18 protein-coding genes are annotated in these 17,442 nt (G+C 55.5%); 15 read left to right on the top strand and 3 right to left on the bottom strand.

What is annotated here, in order from left to right; genetic code table 11:
• Positions 1-8 precede the first annotated feature (8 nt).
• From L383_RS04045 to L383_RS04030, 4 genes are all read left to right on the top strand, one after another.
• Entirely contained in the window at positions 9-377 is a 369-nt protein-coding gene (locus L383_RS04045) for a diacylglycerol kinase (protein ID WP_014882136.1), read from the top strand.
• A gap of 108 nt (positions 378-485) precedes the next feature.
• The gene (gene lexA / locus L383_RS04040; protein WP_014882137.1) at positions 486-1,094 is read left to right on the top strand and encodes a transcriptional repressor LexA; all 609 of its coding nucleotides are present in this window, start codon (positions 486-488) and stop codon (positions 1,092-1,094) included.
• Positions 1,095-1,157: 63 nt separating this feature from the next.
• Positions 1,158-2,495, top strand: coding sequence for an MATE family efflux transporter DinF (dinF, locus tag L383_RS04035; RefSeq protein WP_014882138.1), 1,338 nt, complete (start codon positions 1,158-1,160; stop codon positions 2,493-2,495).
• 120 nt (positions 2,496-2,615) lie between these two features.
• On the top strand, positions 2,616-2,825 hold the full coding sequence (locus tag L383_RS04030) for a CsbD family protein (RefSeq protein ID WP_014882139.1): 210 nt from the start codon (positions 2,616-2,618) through the stop codon (positions 2,823-2,825).
• A gap of 48 nt (positions 2,826-2,873) precedes the next feature.
• On the opposite strand, the gene zur is transcribed toward L383_RS04030, so the two are convergent.
• On the bottom strand, positions 2,874-3,386 hold the full coding sequence (gene zur / locus L383_RS04025) for a zinc uptake transcriptional repressor Zur (RefSeq protein ID WP_023331798.1): 513 nt from the start codon (positions 3,384-3,386) through the stop codon (positions 2,874-2,876).
• Between the two features lie 115 nt (positions 3,387-3,501).
• Here zur and L383_RS04020 point away from each other — a divergent pair, with 115 nt between their 5' ends.
• The 4 genes from L383_RS04020 (at position 3,502) to pspG (ending at position 6,930) form a co-directional block, all read left to right on the top strand.
• Positions 3,502-3,990: a cupin domain-containing protein gene (locus L383_RS04020; protein WP_014882141.1), complete on the top strand. Its 489-nt coding sequence runs from the start codon at positions 3,502-3,504 to the stop codon at positions 3,988-3,990.
• Between the two features lie 223 nt (positions 3,991-4,213).
• Positions 4,214-5,473, top strand: a complete 1,260-nt coding sequence (gene traF, locus L383_RS04015; RefSeq protein ID WP_176602214.1) for a conjugal transfer protein TraF — start codon at positions 4,214-4,216, stop codon at positions 5,471-5,473.
• A gap of 82 nt (positions 5,474-5,555) precedes the next feature.
• Positions 5,556-6,551, top strand: coding sequence for a tRNA dihydrouridine(20/20a) synthase DusA (dusA, locus tag L383_RS04010; RefSeq protein WP_023331800.1), 996 nt, complete (start codon positions 5,556-5,558; stop codon positions 6,549-6,551).
• Between the two features lie 136 nt (positions 6,552-6,687).
• Positions 6,688-6,930 (top strand): envelope stress response protein PspG, encoded by a 243-nt coding sequence (gene pspG / locus L383_RS04005; protein ID WP_014882144.1) that lies wholly within the window; start codon positions 6,688-6,690, stop codon positions 6,928-6,930.
• A 184-nt stretch (positions 6,931-7,114) separates the two neighbouring features.
• Here pspG and L383_RS04000 read toward each other — a convergent pair whose 3' ends face one another.
• Entirely contained in the window at positions 7,115-8,098 is a 984-nt protein-coding gene (locus tag L383_RS04000) for a quinone oxidoreductase (protein WP_023331801.1), read from the bottom strand.
• 66 nt (positions 8,099-8,164) lie between these two features.
• On the opposite strand from L383_RS04000, the gene dnaB reads away from it, so the two are divergent.
• From dnaB to L383_RS03970, 6 genes are all read left to right on the top strand, one after another.
• Positions 8,165-9,577 carry a replicative DNA helicase gene (gene dnaB, locus L383_RS03995; RefSeq protein WP_008503375.1) on the top strand — a complete coding sequence of 471 codons (1,413 nt, stop codon included), beginning with the start codon at positions 8,165-8,167 and terminating at the stop codon, positions 9,575-9,577.
• Positions 9,578-9,593: 16 nt separating this feature from the next.
• Positions 9,594-10,673 (top strand): alanine racemase, encoded by a 1,080-nt coding sequence (alr, locus tag L383_RS03990; RefSeq protein WP_014882146.1) that lies wholly within the window; start codon positions 9,594-9,596, stop codon positions 10,671-10,673.
• Between the two features lie 119 nt (positions 10,674-10,792).
• Positions 10,793-11,986, top strand: coding sequence for an aromatic amino acid transaminase (tyrB, locus tag L383_RS03985; RefSeq protein WP_014882147.1), 1,194 nt, complete (start codon positions 10,793-10,795; stop codon positions 11,984-11,986).
• Positions 11,987-12,203: 217 nt separating this feature from the next.
• Positions 12,204-12,917, top strand: a complete 714-nt coding sequence (gene aphA, locus L383_RS03980) for an acid phosphatase AphA (RefSeq protein ID WP_023331802.1) — start codon at positions 12,204-12,206, stop codon at positions 12,915-12,917.
• Between the two features lie 113 nt (positions 12,918-13,030).
• Complete coding sequence (locus tag L383_RS03975) at positions 13,031-13,447, top strand: secondary thiamine-phosphate synthase enzyme YjbQ (protein WP_014882149.1); 417 nt, start codon at positions 13,031-13,033, stop codon at positions 13,445-13,447.
• 2 nt (positions 13,448-13,449) lie between these two features.
• Positions 13,450-13,803, top strand: a complete 354-nt coding sequence (locus L383_RS03970) for an MmcQ/YjbR family DNA-binding protein (protein ID WP_014882150.1) — start codon at positions 13,450-13,452, stop codon at positions 13,801-13,803.
• Positions 13,804-13,805: 2 nt separating this feature from the next.
• Here the strand turns inward: L383_RS03970 and uvrA are convergent, their stop codons facing one another.
• Positions 13,806-16,628 (bottom strand): excinuclease ABC subunit UvrA, encoded by a 2,823-nt coding sequence (uvrA, locus tag L383_RS03965; RefSeq protein ID WP_023331804.1) that lies wholly within the window; start codon positions 16,626-16,628, stop codon positions 13,806-13,808.
• A 251-nt stretch (positions 16,629-16,879) separates the two neighbouring features.
• Between uvrA and ssb1 the strand changes: the two genes are divergently transcribed.
• Positions 16,880-17,407 (top strand): single-stranded DNA-binding protein SSB1, encoded by a 528-nt coding sequence (gene ssb1, locus L383_RS03960; protein ID WP_014882152.1) that lies wholly within the window; start codon positions 16,880-16,882, stop codon positions 17,405-17,407.
• Positions 17,408-17,442 lie beyond the last annotated feature (35 nt).

Raw genomic sequence — 17,442 nt, forward strand, 5'->3', positions numbered from 1 at the left:
TTCTTTTAATGGCCAATAATACCACTGGGTTAACGCGTATCATCAAAGCCGCCGGCTATTCATGGAAAGGTTTCCGTGCAGCGTGGATCAACGAAGCCGCCTTTCGTCAGGAAGGTGTCGCCGCTATCATCGCGGTCATCATCGCCTGTTTCCTTGATGTCGATGCTATTACCCGCGTACTTCTCATCGGTTCCGTGCTTCTGGTGATGATAGTGGAAATTCTCAATAGCGCTATTGAGGCCGTTGTTGACCGTATTGGCTCAGAATTCCACGAGCTCTCCGGTCGCGCGAAAGACATGGGTTCTGCCGCTGTGCTGCTGGCGATTATCACTGCAGTCATTACCTGGGTCACGCTGCTTTGGTCACATTTCCGATGAGCCTCGAGGAATAATTAAGTCCCTGGTTTTTTGTGCAGTTTTTGGTTCCAAATTCACCTTTGACTGTATATACTCACAGCATAACTGTATATACACCCAGGGGGCGGAATGAAAGCATTAACGACCAGGCAGCAAGAGGTGTTTGATCTCATTCGGGATCATATCGGCCAGACGGGTATGCCACCCACGCGTGCGGAAATCGCTCAGCGTCTGGGCTTCCGTTCTCCGAATGCTGCCGAAGAACACCTGAAAGCGCTGGCACGTAAGGGCGTGATTGAAATTGTTTCAGGCGCGTCACGCGGTATCCGCCTGCTGGTGGAAGAAGAGACGGGCATTCCGCTGATAGGCCGTGTTGCTGCGGGTGAGCCGCTGCTGGCGCAGCAGCATATCGAAGGCCACTACCAGGTTGATCCTGGTATGTTCAAGCCGAGCGCAGATTTTCTGCTGCGCGTAAGCGGCATGTCGATGAAAGATATCGGCATTCTCGACGGCGATCTGCTGGCGGTACACAAAACGCAGGATGTGCGGAACGGCCAGGTGGTGGTCGCGCGCATTGATGACGAAGTGACCGTTAAGCGTCTGAAAAAGCAGGGTAACACCGTTCAGTTGCTGCCCGAAAACAGCGAGTTCTCTCCCATTGTGGTCGATCTCCGCGAACAGAGCTTCTCTATCGAAGGTCTGGCGGTCGGTGTGATTCGCAACGGTGAATGGCTGTAATCTCTTCCTGACAGGCTACGGTTCCGCTGTAGCCTGCCTTATTGACCACTCCCGGTGTTTCTCATGTCACTGCTGACGGCATCCGATAAGGCATTGTGGCGTCTTGCACTGCCGATGATTTTCTCCAATATCACCGTGCCCTTGCTGGGTCTGGTCGATACGGCCGTTATTGGGCATCTCGATTCCCCTGTCTATCTTGGCGGCGTGGCGATTGGCGCGACGGCAACCAGCTTCCTCTTTATGCTGCTGCTCTTTTTGCGCATGAGCACCACCGGACTCACGGCACAGGCGTATGGTGCAAAAGATCCGTTACGTCTGGCGCGGGCGCTGGTGCAGCCGCTGATTCTTGCGTTGGGCGCGGGCGCGTTAATCGTTTTACTCCGTGATCCCCTGATTGACCTTGCGCTCCATATCGTTGGCGGCAGTGAGGCGGTACTGGAGCAGGCGCGACGTTTTCTCGAAATCCGCTGGCTCAGTGCGCCCGCTTCGCTGGCAAATCTGGTTCTGCTGGGTTGGTTACTGGGCGTTCAGTATGCTCGTGCGCCAGTGATTCTGCTGGTCGTGGGAAACCTGCTCAACATCGTGCTGGATCTCTGGCTGGTGATGGGCCTCCATATGAACGTGCGGGGCGCGGCACTGGCGACGGCGATTGCTGAATACGGGACCTTTGTGATGGGGCTGTGGATGGTCTGGCGCGTGCTGGCGATGCGCGGGATCTCCCTCGCGCTGCTGAAAACCGCATGGCGCGGCAATATCCGTAAGCTGCTGGCGCTTAACCGTGACATCATGCTGCGCTCGCTGCTTCTGCAACTCTGCTTCGGCGCGCTGACGGTCTTCGGTGCACGGCTGGGGCCTGAAATCGTCGCGGTCAACGCGGTATTGATGACGCTGCTGACGTTTACCGCCTATGCGCTGGACGGCTTTGCCTACGCGGTTGAAGCACATTCAGGGCAGGCGTATGGAGCGCGTGAAAGCGGGCAGCTTCATGATGTCTGGCGGGCAGCCTGCCGTCAGTCAGGACTGGTAGCGCTGGTGTTTGCCGTGGTCTATGCCTGCTTCGGCGAACAGATTGTTGCCTTACTGACCTCTCTCCCTGCGCTGCGCGAACTGGCGAGCCACTATCTCATCTGGCAAGTCATCTTACCGGTGGTGGGTGTCTGGTGTTATCTGCTGGACGGCATGTTTATTGGTGCGACGCGCGGGGCGGAAATGCGTAACAGTATGGCCGTTGCGGCGGCGGGATTTGGCCTGACGCTGCTGACGCTTCCCTGGCTGGGTAATCACGGTTTGTGGTTGGCGCTTGCGGTCTTTCTCTCTCTGCGTGGCCTGTCGCTGGCTTTTATATGGCGCCGCCACTGGCAAAACAATACCTGGTTTCCTTCGCGTCACGATATATCGTGATGGTTAAAGATTCCGAATATGAAATCAACCGCCGAATCCTTAACTACAATAATTATCACGTCCAGCAGAAAAGAACGTAACGGACGTTACGACCCGACGCTTAACTAAGAGGACACGATGATGAATAAAGACGAAATCGGCGGCAACTGGAAGCAGTTCAAAGGTAAAGCGAAAGAACAGTGGGGTAAGCTGACGGATGACGATATGACCGTCATTGAAGGTAAGCGCGATCAGCTTGTCGGTAAAATTCAGGAACGTTACGGCTACGCGAAAGATCAGGCGGAAAACGAAGTCAAAGACTGGGAAACCCGCAACGATTACCGCTGGTAACGCTGAATAACCTACTGGGGCGGCTTTAGGCCGCCTTTTCTTTTGCTGCTAACGCGGCTTTTTTTTCACCAGAATAGAGTGGTCATGCTGACACTCATCCTGATGTCGACACGCTTCCACCTCGACACACGCTGAACACAGCCCGTGTGCTTCAATCACATTATGACGCAGGGCAAACCCCATTCTTGCCGCCAGCGTATGCATAATGTCTTCCACGCCTTCCGCAGCTTCTTCTTTCACTACGCCACAACGGTTGCAGATAAACATGGCCGACGTGTGGGTGGGCTGATCGAAAAGATGGCACAGTACATAGCTGTTTGTGGATTCCACTTTATGAACAAATCCTTGTTCCAGCAGGAAATCCAGCGCGCGATACACTGTCGGCGGTTTAGCCTGCGGCTCGCTTTCACGGAGCAGGTCGAGCAGGTCATAGGCGCTGATGGCACCCTGTTGTAGGCTCATCAGACGTAAGACTTCAAGGCGCTGCGGAGTCAGGCGCACATTGCGTTGCGCGCACAGCTTTTCGGCCTGCGCTAACAGCTCTTTTGTGGACTTATCCATTGAGCACCTCGGATGTTCTGGGACGTAAAACCCTCACTTTATCATGTTCTGGTAAAAACACCGATATCCGTCAGGCTGTGCTATACCTGACGCATCGCAAATCGGGAATATCATCATGAAAAAACCAGACTGTATTAAGCACTGGCGCGACATAGAAGGACCGGATGACGCCACCTACCCCGACAGTAATGAGCTCTTTTCTATCGGTGCACCGCTGGCCCGCAGCCTTGGCCTCCGACGTATCGGCATTCATCATGAGCGTTTATTGCCCGGGCGTCGGACATCCTATCCCCATGCAGAGAGTGACGAAGAAGAGTTTATCTACGTGCTTGAGGGCTATCCTGAAGCCTGGATTAATGGCTATTTGTGGAAACTTGAACCCGGCGACAGCGTGGGATTTCCTGCCGGAACTGGCGTCTGCCATACCTTTATCAACAACACGGATGAAGAGGTTCGGTTACTGGTGGTGGGCGAGGCCAACAAGAAGCACAACCGCATCTACTATCCGCTCAATCCGGTCTATGCCGCCACGCGGGAGGATCGCTGGGTTGACCATCCTCCGCAGTTTTTTGGCCCGCATGATGGAAAACCTGTGAAAAAATAATTTCCTCTTCTATAAATATTGAAGGCCGTCACAAATTACAACAGGCCGTAAAGGAATTTCACTTAGGGAAAGAAATAGCGGGTCTTTTGCTTCTTATTCACAGCAATAGTTCGTTCCTGTTTGGGTGATAACAGACAGGGGTTATCTAATAACAAACTATTACGGGCATACTGTGAAAAAACATTTTAAATTTTCGGTGGTTAGCATTGCTGTTTCCCTGTTTATGGCAAATCAGGCGGGAGCAGCCAATACCTGGACAGAATCACGTAGCGACGCCATGGGCGGGACGGGCGTAGCCGCTGGCAGTTATGGCAGCGGAGCGTTAATCAACCCCGCGCTGCTGGCAAAGGCAAAACCGGACGATGATGTGACGGTCATTTTGCCATCCGTTGGGGTGCAGGTGACGGATGAAGACAATCTTCAGGATGAGATTGATACCATCAACGACAAAATCAATCACTATAAGGATGTGGTTGATAACCTTACGCCTATTGAAGTCATCACCAATCCGTTAGGTTCGATCAACCAGTTCCAGGGCGCGGCCAAAGATCTTGCCGATGAACTGGACTATCTCAAGGGTAAAACTGCACGTGCAACGGCAGGGGCAGGACTTGCCGTGAGTATCCCTAACGATGTGCTTTCCGTGGCCTTTATGGCCAAAGGTTATGCTCATGGTCGGGTTAGCTCATCTATCGACCAGCAAGATATTGATTATCTGCGCAGTATTCAACGAAGCGATGTGGTTGCGGCCGGTGTTGCTCTGGATGCAGCGCTGAATGGCACGGATCAGATTACCAAAAACCTCAACTCAACGGCGTCTGGCCGTGCGGCGATTGTGTCCGACTACGGTATTGCGGTTGCCCGTCAGTTCGATCTCGGGGGCATCCCGGTTTCTGTTGGCGTCACGCCAAAACTGCAAAAAACCTGGATCTATAACTACACCACTTCCATCTACGATTACGACAGTAATAAGTGGAACGATAGCCGCTACCGTACAGACGATACGGGCTTTAACGTTGATGCTGGTATTGCCGCTGATTTTGGCGAAAACTGGACGGTCGGCCTGAGCGGGCAAAACCTGATGTCACGCGATATCGACAGCAAGGATATCCGCATCCGCAACGGGCGTACGGGAGAAGTGGTGAGCTATAAAGACACCTACCAGATCCGTCCGCTGGTCACCGCGGGCGCCGCCTGGCACAACGATCTTGTTACGCTGACCGCTGATGGCGATCTGACCGAAACCAAAGGTTTCAAGAGCGAAGATACGTCGCAGTATGTTGGGGTAGGTGCTGAAGTAACCCCGCTGAGCTGGCTGGCGGTACGCGCAGGTTATCGCGCTGACGTGAAGGGTAACGACAGCAACGTCTTTACCGGTGGTGTCGGCTTCGCGCCGTTCAACACCGTGCATGTTGACCTGATGGGCCTCTACGGTGAAGACGAAACCTGGGGCGCAGGGGCACAGCTAAGCATGACGTTCTAAAGTGCACCGGAGGCGCTGCGCCTCCGGCTTTTCTTTGTGCTATAGTAGCGCCCCTTTTCCACCAGATGCTTAAAACTTCGCCATGTTGTCAGAATACCAGACCGCTTTCCCAGCACACCGTTTCTCCATTGCGCCAATGCTCGACTGGACGGACAGACACTGCCGCTTCTTCCTGCGTCAGCTCTCCCACCATACGCTGCTGTACACCGAAATGGTGACCACTGGTGCAATCATTCACGGCAAGGGCGACTATCTGGCATACAGTGAAGAAGAGCATCCGGTTGCCTTGCAGCTGGGTGGCAGCGATCCGGCCGCGCTGGCGCAGTGTGCGAAGCTGGCGGAAGCGCGCGGCTATGACGAGATTAACCTCAACGTTGGCTGTCCTTCAGACCGTGTGCAAAACGGTATGTTCGGTGCGTGTCTGATGGGGAACGCGCAGCTGGTTGCCGACTGTATCAAGGCGATGCGTGATGTGGTCTCCATTCCCGTGACGGTCAAAACCCGTATCGGCATTGACGACCAGGACAGCTACGAATTCCTGTGCGATTTCATCAACACGGTGTCCGGCAAAGGCGAATGCGAGATGTTTATCATCCACGCCCGTAAAGCCTGGCTCTCCGGCCTGAGCCCGAAAGAGAACCGTGAGATCCCACCGCTGGACTATCCGCGCGTATATCAGCTTAAACGTGATTTCCCGCATCTGACGATGTCGATCAACGGCGGTATTAAGTCGCTTGAAGAAGCCAAATTGCACCTCGAACATATGGACGGCGTGATGGTCGGACGCGAGGCCTATCAGAACCCGGGCATTCTGGCGACGGTCGACCGTGAAATCTTTGGCGTTGACGGCGCCGATACCGATCCGGTTGCCGTCGTGCGCGCCATGTATCCTTACATTGAGCGCGAGCTGAGCAACGGCACGTATCTCGGCCACATTACCCGCCATATGTTGGGCCTGTTCCAGGGCATACCGGGGGCGCGGCAGTGGCGTCGTTACCTCAGTGAGAACGCACATAAAGCCGGTGCGGATATCGAGGTGCTGGAACATGCGCTGCGACTGGTCGCAGATAAGCGATAATTTTCGCTAAAAGATCGTCAAATTCACCACGCCCTGCATATCATTGCGGGGCGTTTTTCTTTAAGAACAATGGTTTAGTTTTGGCATGATTCTTGTAATACAGACTGTATTACTCGGGAATTCGTGGGAGAGCACCATGCTGGAACTACTTTTTGTCATTGGCTTTTTTGTCATGCTGTTAGCCACGGGCGTTTCGCTGCTCGGCATTCTCGCTGCGCTCGTCGTGGCGACGGTGGTGATGTTTATCGGCGGACTGTTTGCCCTGACCATCAAACTGCTGCCGTGGTTATTACTGGCCATTGCGGTGGTGTGGGCGATACGGGCGATTAAATCACCAAAACTGCCGACTTATCAGCGCAATAACCGCTTCCGTTACTAAGGTATTGAGGGGTTCGTCACATACTTGTAACTTTCCCGGCAGCATTACTTAGAACAGAATAGGATTTACTTATCGAATCTGTCACTATGGCTGCCGCTACAGAATTCATCGAGCTGTACCCTACATACAGCCGAACTAAAAAAAGAAAGGGCTTCCCACGGGAAGCCCAATTTCTTTTTGGGGCTCAGGGAATGAGTAAACTTGAACCCTGTGTCGCCCGGCTTTCCAGCACCTCATGCGCACGCTGCGCATCGGTCAGCGGATATTTCTGCGCATCCGCCACGTCCACCTTAATCACGCCGCTGGCGATCAGCGAGAATAGCTCGTTGCTGGCTTCCTCCAGTTCTTCCCGGTTGGTGATATAGCCCTGCAGGGAAGGGCGGGTCACGTAGAGCGAGCCTTTCTGATTCAGGATGCCAAGATTGACGCCAGTGACAGCGCCTGACGCATTCCCAAAGCTCACCATCAGCCCGCGACGTTGCAGGCAGTCCAGCGACGCCTCCCAGGTGTCTTTGCCCACCGAGTCATACACCACACGCACTTTTTTACCGCCAGTAATCTCTTTCAGGCGCTCGACGATGCTCTCTTCGCGATAGTTGATCACCTGCCACGCCCCCGCGTCCAGCGCACGCTGCGCTTTTTGGGCATTGCCCACGGTACCGATGAGTTTCGCGCCTAAGGCTTTCGCCCACTGGCAGGCAATCAGCCCCACGCCACCCGCTGCGGCATGAAAAAGAAACTGCTCGTCGGGTTTAATTTCATAGGTTTTGCGCAGCAGATAGTAAACCGTTAACCCCTTCAGGAACGAAGCGGCCGCCTGCTCGAAGGAGATTGCGCCAGGCAGCAGAGCGGCTTTATCCGCCGGAACGTTGTGGACGGAGCTGTAAGCGCCCAGCGCAGATTGCGCATACACCACGCGGTCGCCCTCTTTAATATGCTTAACCGCGCTGCCCACTTTAATGACGACACCGGCCGCCTCGGTGCCCAGACCACTCGGCATTGACGGAGGCGGGTAGAGACCGCCGCGAATATAGGTATCGATGTAGTTAATGCCGATAGCTTTGTTTTCAACCTGAATTTCGTTCTCGCCAGGCACTGCGGGGGTAAACTCCACCGCTTTCAGTACTTCCGGACCGCCGTGTTTCTGGAACTCAATGCGCGTTGCCATGCTCCCTCCGTAAGAAAAATATGGTAATCTTTCGACCCACTCTTTATCTCGGTAACTCCATTCACTATGGCAGGAAACAAACCCTTCAACAAACAGACTGAACCCCGCGAGCGTGATTTCCAGGTCGCAGGGTTAAAAGTCCCGCCGCACTCGATTGAAGCGGAACAGTCGGTGTTGGGCGGTTTAATGCTGGATAACGAACGCTGGGACGACGTCGCTGAGCGCGTGGTGTCTGAGGATTTCTACACCCGTCCGCACCGTCATATCTTTACCGAAATGGCGCGCCTGCAGGAGTCGGGCAGCCCGATTGACCTGATTACGCTCGCGGAATCGCTTGAGCGTCAGGGTCAGCTGGACAGCGTCGGCGGGTTTGCCTACCTGGCAGAACTGTCAAAAAACACGCCAAGCGCGGCGAACATCAGCGCTTATGCCGATATCGTGCGGGAGCGTGCCGTCGTCCGTGAAATGATATCGGTGGCGAACGAGATCGCCGAAGCCGGTTTTGATCCGCAGGGGCGCACCAGCGAAGACCTGCTCGACCTGGCGGAGTCCCGCGTCTTTAAAATCGCCGAAAGCCGTGCGAACAAAGACGAAGGGCCTAAAAACATTGCCGATGTGCTCGACGCGACCGTGGCGCGTATCGAGCAGTTGTTCCAGCAACCGCACGATGGTGTCACCGGGGTCAACACCGGTTATGACGACCTCAACAAAAAGACCGCCGGCCTGCAGCCGTCGGATCTGATTATCGTTGCGGCGCGTCCGTCGATGGGTAAAACGACATTTGCGATGAACCTCGTCGAAAACGCCGCAATGTTGCAGGATAAACCTGTACTCATCTTCAGTCTTGAGATGCCCTCCGAGCAGATTATGATGCGTTCTCTGGCATCGCTGTCGCGCGTGGACCAGACCCGTATCCGTACCGGCCAGCTCGATGATGAAGACTGGGCGCGTATCTCCGGCACGATGGGCATTCTGCTGGAAAAACGTAACATCTATATCGATGACTCCTCTGGCCTGACGCCGACGGAAGTGCGCTCCCGCGCGCGCCGTATCGCCCGCGAACACGGCGGTATCGGCCTCATCATGATCGACTACCTCCAGCTGATGCGCGTGCCGTCGCTCTCCGACAACCGTACGCTGGAAATTGCAGAGATTTCCCGCTCGCTCAAGGCGTTAGCCAAAGAGCTGCACGTGCCGGTGGTGGCGCTGTCGCAGCTGAACCGCTCCCTGGAACAACGTGCCGATAAACGCCCGGTCAACTCCGACCTGCGTGAATCCGGCTCCATCGAGCAGGATGCCGACTTAATCATGTTCATCTACCGTGATGAGGTTTATCACGAGAACAGCGACCTGAAAGGGATCGCCGAAATTATTATTGGTAAACAACGTAACGGCCCGATCGGGACGGTGCGTCTGACCTTTAACGGACAGTGGTCGCGTTTCGACAACTACGCCGGTCCTCAATATGATGATGAGTAATTTCTAAGGAATTCAAATGCAAGCGGCAACTGTAGTCATTAACCGCCGCGCTCTGCGACACAACCTGCAACGTTTGCGTGAACTGGCGCCCGCCAGCAAGCTCGTTGCAGTCGTGAAAGCGAACGCTTACGGACACGGTCTTCTTGAGACCGCGCGAACGCTCCCCGATGCCGACGCCTTTGGCGTCGCCCGTCTTGAAGAAGCTCTCCGCCTGCGTGCGGGGGGGATCACGCAACCCATTTTGCTGCTGGAAGGCTTTTTCGAAGCCACAGACTTGCCTACGATTGCTGACCAGCATCTGCACACGGCGGTACATAATGAAGAACAGCTGTCCGCGCTGGAAAACGCCGAGCTGAGTGAACCCGTTACCGTCTGGATGAAGCTCGACACGGGCATGCACCGTCTGGGCGTTCGCCCGGAAAATGCGGAGGCGTTTTATCAGCGTTTGTGCCGGTGCAAAAACGTGCGCCAGCCCGTGAACATCGTCAGCCATTTTGCGCGTGCCGATGAGCCTGAATGTGGGGCAACCGAGCAGCAGCTCGATATCTTTAACACCTTCTGCGAAGGCAAGCCGGGAATGCGCTCGATTGCGGCTTCCGGCGGGATCCTGCTGTGGCCGCAGTCGCACTTTGACTGGGCGCGCCCGGGCATTATTCTTTATGGCGTGTCGCCTCTGGAGAGCAAACCCTGGGGGCCGGACTTTGGCTTTAAGCCAGTGATGTCGCTGGTCTCGAATCTGATTGCCGTGCGTGAGCACAAAGCGGGCGAGCCGGTGGGCTATGGCGGCACCTGGATTAGCGAGCGCGACACGCGCCTTGGCGTGGTGGCGATGGGCTACGGAGATGGCTATCCGCGTGCTGCACCGACAGGTACACCGGTGCTGGTCAATGGTCGCGAGGTCAACATTGTCGGTCGCGTCGCGATGGACATGATTTGCGTGGACCTTGGACCCGACGCCCAGGATAAAGCAGGTGATGATGTGGTGATGTGGGGTGAGGGCCTGCCCGTTGAGCGCATTGCTGAAATCACGAAAGTGAGTGCTTACGAACTTATCACGCGCCTGACCTCCCGGGTGGCGATGAAATACCTTGACTGAACCGTCTGTGAAGTGAGGTTATTAACCTCACTTCAACTTTATTAACATCCTCTCGACCTTCTCCCACTTCCGGTTTATTGTTGAAACTCCTGCCTCATCGAATTCCGGAGAACCATCGCGTGTTTCAGAACGTTGACGCCTATGCCGGCGACCCTATTCTCTCCTTAATGGAGCGTTTCAAAGAAGATCCTCGCAGCGATAAAGTGAACCTCAGCATCGGTTTGTATTACAACGAAGAGGGTATTATTCCTCAGTTACAAGCCGTTGCCGAAGCCGAAGCGCGTCTGAATGCGGTCCCGCATGGAGCGTCGCTCTATCTGCCGATGGAAGGGCTCAATGCGTACCGCAATACCATTGCACCGCTGCTGTTTGGGGCCGATCATCCGGTACTTGCGCAAAAACGTGTGGCGACCATCCAGACGCTGGGTGGATCGGGCGCGCTGAAAGTCGGTGCTGATTTCCTGAAAAAATACTTCCCGGATTCCGGCGTGTGGGTCAGTGACCCGACGTGGGAAAACCACGTCGCAATTTTTGAGGGCGCAGGCTTTAATGTCGAGACTTATCCGTGGTTTGACAGCGAAACCAACGGCGTGCGCGTTGAAGCCCTGCTGGAAAAACTGAAAACGTTGCCGGCGCGCAGCATTGTGCTGCTGCATCCGTGCTGCCACAACCCAACGGGTGCGGACCTCACCAATGACCAGTGGGATGCCGTCATTGAGGTGCTCAAGGCTCGCAACCTGATTCCATTCCTCGACATCGCCTATCAGGGCTTTGGCGCCGGGATGGAAGACGATGCCTATGCTATCCGCGCCGTTGCGAGTGCCGGCCTGCCTGTGCTGGTGAGCAACTCTTTCTCGAAAATCTTCTCCCTGTATGGCGAACGCGTCGGCGGGCTATCCGTGGTCTGCGAAGATGCCGAAGCTGCCAGCCGCGTGCTGGGCCAGCTTAAAGCTACGGTGCGCCGTATCTACTCCAGCCCCCCGAACTTTGGTGCGCAGGTTGTGGCGACGGTACTCGGTGACGAACAGCTGAAAGCTAGCTGGCTTGCCGAAGTGGAATCCATGCGTAAGCGCATTCTGTCGATGCGTCAGGAGCTGGTCAACGTGCTGAAAGAGGCGGTACCGGGGCATAACTTTGATTATCTGATCAGGCAGCGCGGGATGTTCAGCTACACCGGTTTGAGCGCCGCGCAGGTCGACCGTCTGCGCGACGAGTTCGGCGTCTACCTGATTGCCAGCGGCCGCATGTGCGTCGCGGGTCTCAATGCCAGCAACGTTCATCGCGTGGCACAGGCATTTGCTGCGGTAATGTAAGTACTCACTATGGTTTCTCCCTCTCCCTGTGGGAGAGGGCCGGGGTGAGGGCATCAGGCTACTCAGGTCGATGTCTCGCTTTGTGATCGTCTTCTTTTTCTTCAGATTGATAATCAAAAACTCCTTTTCTTCACCTGCCGCTGGGGTTATGGTCGGATAGTTTTTTGACCATTCACTCAAAATAAAACGATAACGAACTGAATATTCAGGGGAAAATATGCGCAAGATCACACTGGCGCTCAGCGCCGCCTGCTTATTGTTCTCACTTAATAGTGCCGTCGTCGCGCGCGCTTCTGCGCCAACGCCGCTTTACACCGGCACTACCGCTGCCATTCTTGCCGAACAGGCTCCTATTCACTGGGTATCCTTGGCCCAAATCGAAAACAGTCTGATGGGCCGCCCGCCCATGGCCGTTGGCTTTGATATTGACGACACCGTTCTGTTCTCCAGCCCGGGATTCTGGCGCGGCAAAAAAATGTATTCGCCGGACAGCGAAGCGTATCTGAAGAACCCGGCGTTCTGGGAAAAGATGAATAACGGCTGGGACGATTACAGTATCCCGAAAGAGGTCGCCCGGGCGGTCATTGCCATGCATGTGAAGCGCGGCGACAGCATTTACTTCGTCACCGGTCGTAGTCAGACCAAAACAGAAACCGTCTCCAGAACCCTGCAGGATGATTTCCAGATCCCGGCTGCCAACATGAACCCGGTCATTTTTGCGGGTGACAAAGAAGGGCAAAACACCAAAACCCAGTGGCTGGAGAAGAAAAACATCAAAGTGTTCTATGGTGATTCGGATAACGACATTACCGCGGCGCAGGATACAGGAGCCAGAGCGATCAGGGTGTTACGCGCCTCTAACTCGACCTATCGACCGCTGCCGATGGCCGGAAAATTTGGCGAAGAGGTGATTGTTAACTCGGAGTATTAAGCGTCTGGCCGCGAGTTTGATTCTTTTTTAATCAAATCTCGCTGCGGCGGGTTTTACCTTTCGACTTCTTGCTGCACACTTAGAAAGGTTCATCTTTCTAAACGGAGCAGCACATGTGGTATCAACAGACCCTGACCTTAAGCGCTAAACCCCGCGGATTTCACCTGGTGACGGAGGAAGTCATCGGGCAAATCCGCGATTTGTCGCGCGTCAGAACGGGTTTACTGCATCTGCTGCTTCAACACACGTCAGCCTCCCTCACGCTTAATGAAAATTGCGATCCCACTGTCCGGTCTGATATGGAAAACCATTTTCTGAAGAGTGTCCCGGACAACGCCCCCTATGAGCACGATTATGAGGGCGCAGATGACATGCCTTCGCATATCAAATCTTCTCTGCTCGGGGTATCGCTGATGCTGCCGGTACACAACGGGCGGCTACTGCTGGGAACGTGGCAAGGGATCTGGCTGGGAGAACATCGCATTCACGGTGGTTCGCGTAAAATTATCGCAACGCTACAAGGGGAATAATGATGACAATTTCGGAGCTACTTCAGTACTGCATGAGTAAACCTGGCGCGGAGCAGAGCGTGCATAGCGACTGGAAAGCCACGCAGATAAAAGTGGGAGATGTGCTGTTTGCGATGGTGAAAGAGGTCGAAGGTCGCCCGGCCGCGTCGCTGAAAACCAGCCCGGAGCTGGCGGATTTGCTACGTCAGCAGCATGATGATGTGAGGCCGAGCAAACACCTGAATAAGGCGCACTGGAGCACGGTTTATCTGGATGGATCCCTGCCCGGCTCGCAAATTTACTATCTGGTGGATGCGTCTTATAAACAGGCCGTAGAGCTGCTGCCGGAAGCGACCCGACAACAACTCTCCGTCTGACATTACAGCAACGGTTTAAGGAAGCGCGCGGTGTGCGAGGCTTCGCACTCTGCAACGGTCTCCGGCGTACCGGAGACGAGGATTTCACCGCCGCCGCTGCCGCCTTCCGGGCCGAGATCGACAATCCAGTCCGCGGTTTTAATCACGTCCAGATTATGTTCGATGACCACAATCGTGTTGCCCTGATCGCGCAGCTGATGCAGCACGTCGAGCAACTGCTGGATATCCGCAAAGTGCAGACCGGTAGTCGGCTCATCCAGAATATACAGCGTCTGACCGGTGCCGCGTTTGGAGAGCTCACGCGCCAGCTTCACGCGCTGGGCTTCACCGCCCGACAGCGTAGTGGCGGACTGCCCCAGACGAATGTAGGTCAGACCGACGTCCATCAGGGTCTGCAGCTTACGCGCCAGCGCAGGGACGGCGTCAAAGAACTCGCGCGCCTCTTCGATGGTCATGTCCAGCACTTCGTGGATGGTCTTGCCTTTGTACTTAATTTCCAGCGTTTCGCGGTTATAGCGTTTACCTTTGCACTGGTCGCATGGGACGTAGATGTCCGGCAGGAAGTGCATTTCAACTTTAATGACGCCATCGCCCTGGCACGCTTCACAGCGGCCGCCGCGCACGTTAAAGCTGAACCGTCCCGGCGTGTAACCGCGTGAACGCGCTTCCGGCACGCCGGCGAACAGTTCACGTACGGGCGTGAAGACGCCGGTATAGGTCGCCGGGTTCGAGCGAGGGGTTCGGCCAATCGGGCTCTGGTCAATGTCGATAACCTTATCGAAATGTTCCAGCCCCTGAATGTCTCGGTACGGCGCGGGCTCGGCCAGCGTCGCACCGTTCAGCGCCGTCTGCGCAATCGGGAACAGGGTATCGTTAATCAGCGTCGATTTACCGGAACCGGACACGCCAGTGATGCAGGTAAACAGGCCAACCGGTAGCGTCAGCGTCACATCTTTCAGGTTGTTGCCGCGCGCGCCGGTCAGCTTCAGCACTTTTTCCGGATCTGCCGCTACGCGCTGTTTTGGCACCTCAATCTTACGCTTGCCGCTCATGTACTGGCCGGTCAGCGACTCGGGTACCGCCATAATGTCTTTCAGCGTCCCTTCCGCTACCACCTGACCGCCGTGTACGCCCGCGCCAGGACCAATGTCGATCACGTGATCCGCAGCGCGAATCGCGTCTTCGTCGTGCTCCACCACAATCACCGTGTTACCGAGGTTGCGCAGGTGGACCAACGTGCCGAGCAGACGTTCGTTGTCGCGCTGGTGCAGGCCGATTGACGGCTCATCCAGCACGTACATCACGCCCACCAGGCCTGCGCCAATCTGGCTGGCCAGGCGGATACGCTGGGCCTCACCGCCGGACAGCGTTTCTGCCGAGCGGGAAAGCGTCAGGTAGTTCAGACCCACGTTCACCAGGAACTTGAGACGATCGCCAATCTCCTTCAGCACTTTTTCAGCTATTTTCGCGCGCTGACCGGAGAGCTTCAGGTTGTTGAAGAAGTCCATCGCGTGGCCGATGCTCATGTCTGAGATGGTCGGCAGCGCCGTGTTTTCGACAAAGACATGACGCGCTTCGCGACGCAGACGCGTGCCTTCACAGGTGGCACAGGAGCGGTTGCTGATGAACTTCGCCAGCTCCTCGCGTACCGCGCTGGATTCGGTCTCTTTGTAGCGGCGCTCCATATTGTGCAGCACCCCTTCGAACGGGTGGCGACGCACGGAGGTATCACCGCGATCGTTCATGTATTTGAACTCGATGTTCTCTTTACCGGAACCGAACAGGATCACTTTGTGCACGTTCGGGCTCAGGCTGGCCCACGGGGCTTCCACGTCGAACTTATAGTGCTCCGCCAGCGATTTCAGCATCTGGAAGTAGTAAAAGTTACGCTTATCCCAGCCGCGAATGGCGCCGCCTGCCAGCGACAGCTCAGGGTTCTGGATCACGCGGTCCGGGTCGAAATACTGCTGTACGCCCAGGCCGTCGCAGGTTGGGCATGCGCCTGCCGGGTTGTTGAACGAGAACAGACGCGGTTCCAGCTCGCGCATGCTGTAGCCGCAAATCGGGCAGGCAAAGTTGGCGGAGAAGAGCAGCTCTTCCGCTTTCGGGTCGTCCATATCGGAAACAACGGCGGTACCACCGGAGAGTTCCAGCGCCGTTTCGAACGATTCCGCAAGACGCGTCGCGAGGTCTTCACGCACCTTAAAGCGATCGATCACCACCTCAATGGTGTGCTTTTTCTGCAGCTCCAGTTTTGGCGGATCCGACAGGTCGCACACTTCGCCGTCAATACGGGCGCGGATATAGCCCTGGCTTGCCAGGTTCTCCAGCGTTTTGGTGTGTTCGCCTTTACGCTCTTTAATAATTGGCGCCAGCAGCATCAGGCGTTTGCCTTCCGGCTGCGACAGCACGTTATCCACCATCTGGCTCACGGTCTGCGCCGCCAGCGGGACGTCGTGGTCCGGGCAGCGCGGCTCACCCACGCGCGCATACAGAAGACGCAGGTAGTCGTGAATTTCAGTAATGGTACCGACCGTTGAACGCGGGTTATGCGAAGTCGACTTCTGCTCGATGGAGATCGCAGGCGATAACCCTTCAATATGATCGACATCCGGTTTTTCCATCAGCGACAGGAACTGACGCGCGTACGCGGAGAGAGATTCAACGTAACGACGCTGTCCTTCGGCATACAAGGTGTCGAAAGCCAGTGAGGATTTGCCAGACCCCGAAAGCCCGGTCACGACGATGAGTTTGTCGCGAGGGATTATGAGGTTGATATTTTTGAGATTGTGGGTGCGGGCGCCCCGAACTTCGATCTTATCCATTCACCTTTCCCGGTTGAAACACGGATTGCCTGGTTTGTTTGAAGGACAAACGGCTGTCAGAAACGGCTAATTATGACACAATTTAACCTGTTTGAATATACAGTATTGGAATGCATTTTCTGATTCGCTGTGTAACAATGTCGAGTTCGCGTGAGATTTCGGAACCGACTACGCAACTATGCAAATTGCCGCGTGGAAATGGTACACTCGCGCGTTTACACTATTAAGAAACGTATTCAGGAGACACGAACATGGCCAGCAGAGGCGTAAACAAGGTGATTCTCGTCGGTAATCTGGGCCAGGACCCGGAAGTACGCTACATGCCGAGTGGTGGCGCAGTTGCCAACATTACGCTGGCTACTTCCGAATCCTGGCGTGATAAAGCGACCGGTGAGATGAAAGAGCAGACTGAATGGCACCGCGTGGTGCTGTTTGGCAAACTGGCAGAAGTTGCCGGTGAGTATCTGCGTAAAGGTTCTCAGGTCTATATCGAAGGCCAGCTGCGCACCCGCAAATGGACCGATCAGTCCGGCGCTGAGAAGTACACCACCGAAGTTGTGGTAAACGTTGGCGGTACCATGCAGATGCTGGGCGGCCGTCAGGGCGGTGGTGCACCAGCAGGTGGCGGTCAGCAGCAGCAGGGCGGTTGGGGTCAGCCTCAGCAGCCACAGGGCGGCAACCAGTTCAGCGGCGGCGCGCAGTCTCGTCCGCAGCAGCAGTCTGCTCCGGCACCGTCTAACGAGCCACCAATGGACTTCGACGACGACATCCCGTTCTGATCAACGGATGCTCAAACAAAAAACCCAGACATCGT

This window comes from Enterobacter sp. MGH 37 (genome assembly GCF_000534515.1).
Lineage (GTDB): Bacteria > Pseudomonadota > Gammaproteobacteria > Enterobacterales > Enterobacteriaceae > Enterobacter > Enterobacter kobei.

What these genes read in the sequence shown, in the direction of transcription:
- L383_RS04045 (WP_014882136.1), top strand. Translation starts at nt 9, where the DNA reads ATGGCCAATAATACCACTGGGTTAACGCGTATCATCAAAGCCGCCGGC.
- lexA (WP_014882137.1), top strand. Translation starts at nt 486, where the DNA reads ATGAAAGCATTAACGACCAGGCAGCAAGAGGTGTTTGATCTCATTCGG.
- dinF (WP_014882138.1), top strand. Translation starts at nt 1,158, where the DNA reads ATGTCACTGCTGACGGCATCCGATAAGGCATTGTGGCGTCTTGCACTG.
- L383_RS04030 (WP_014882139.1), top strand. Translation starts at nt 2,616, where the DNA reads ATGAATAAAGACGAAATCGGCGGCAACTGGAAGCAGTTCAAAGGTAAA.
- zur (WP_023331798.1), bottom strand. Translation starts at nt 3,386, where the DNA reads ATGGATAAGTCCACAAAAGAGCTGTTAGCGCAGGCCGAAAAGCTGTGC.
- L383_RS04020 (WP_014882141.1), top strand. Translation starts at nt 3,502, where the DNA reads ATGAAAAAACCAGACTGTATTAAGCACTGGCGCGACATAGAAGGACCG.
- traF (WP_176602214.1), top strand. Translation starts at nt 4,214, where the DNA reads ATGGCAAATCAGGCGGGAGCAGCCAATACCTGGACAGAATCACGTAGC.
- dusA (WP_023331800.1), top strand. Translation starts at nt 5,556, where the DNA reads ATGTTGTCAGAATACCAGACCGCTTTCCCAGCACACCGTTTCTCCATT.
- pspG (WP_014882144.1), top strand. Translation starts at nt 6,688, where the DNA reads ATGCTGGAACTACTTTTTGTCATTGGCTTTTTTGTCATGCTGTTAGCC.
- L383_RS04000 (WP_023331801.1), bottom strand. Translation starts at nt 8,098, where the DNA reads ATGGCAACGCGCATTGAGTTCCAGAAACACGGCGGTCCGGAAGTACTG.
- dnaB (WP_008503375.1), top strand. Translation starts at nt 8,165, where the DNA reads ATGGCAGGAAACAAACCCTTCAACAAACAGACTGAACCCCGCGAGCGT.
- alr (WP_014882146.1), top strand. Translation starts at nt 9,594, where the DNA reads ATGCAAGCGGCAACTGTAGTCATTAACCGCCGCGCTCTGCGACACAAC.
- aphA (WP_023331802.1), top strand. Translation starts at nt 12,204, where the DNA reads ATGCGCAAGATCACACTGGCGCTCAGCGCCGCCTGCTTATTGTTCTCA.
- L383_RS03975 (WP_014882149.1), top strand. Translation starts at nt 13,031, where the DNA reads ATGTGGTATCAACAGACCCTGACCTTAAGCGCTAAACCCCGCGGATTT.
- L383_RS03970 (WP_014882150.1), top strand. Translation starts at nt 13,450, where the DNA reads ATGACAATTTCGGAGCTACTTCAGTACTGCATGAGTAAACCTGGCGCG.
- uvrA (WP_023331804.1), bottom strand. Translation starts at nt 16,628, where the DNA reads ATGGATAAGATCGAAGTTCGGGGCGCCCGCACCCACAATCTCAAAAAT.
- ssb1 (WP_014882152.1), top strand. Translation starts at nt 16,880, where the DNA reads ATGGCCAGCAGAGGCGTAAACAAGGTGATTCTCGTCGGTAATCTGGGC.